The following is a 402-nucleotide window of genomic DNA, read 5'->3' as shown; positions in this document are numbered from 1 at the left end:
CTGGAGAAGACACTTACCGTGAATACCGGTGCGCTGCTGACAATGTCAGTCAGTGTCAACGGGGGAACGCCGCCTTATAAACACGCCTGGAAGAAGGATGGTCAGCCGGTAGAGGGACAGACTACTGACACTTTCAGTAAAGCCAATACGCAGTCAGGTGATAAGGGGGCTTATACCTGCGAGGTAACGGATTCTGCAGAACAGCCGCAGAGCATTACCTCTGATGCGTGTACAGTAACGGTTAATGGTGCGGGCGGATAAGGCTTATGGCAAAAGATCTGAAAACACTGGCGCTGGCCAGACTGTCGGGGTTCCGTCATAAAACGGTGAAGGTGCCGGAATGGAGAAATGTCAGCGTGGTGCTGCGGGAGCCTTCGGCAGAGGCCTGGTATCTGTGGCAGG

At 54.2% G+C, this 402-nt stretch carries 1 protein-coding gene and 1 pseudogene; both read left to right on the top strand.

The genetic code is table 11. The features are described from left to right. Window positions 1-261, top strand: a pseudogene (locus HEN33_RS25565) (major tail subunit); the annotation flags it as partial. Window positions 262-266: 5 nt separating this feature from the next. Continuing rightward, on the top strand, window positions 267-402 hold a 136-nt coding region (locus tag HEN33_RS25560; RefSeq protein ID WP_029785103.1), incomplete at its 3' end, for a phage tail assembly chaperone.

The organism is Escherichia sp. 94.0001, assembly GCF_013369155.2.
Lineage (GTDB): Bacteria > Pseudomonadota > Gammaproteobacteria > Enterobacterales > Enterobacteriaceae > Escherichia > Escherichia coli_F.
Note: the sequence above shows the minus strand (reverse complement) of the source record. Positions and strands in the feature narration are given on the sequence as shown.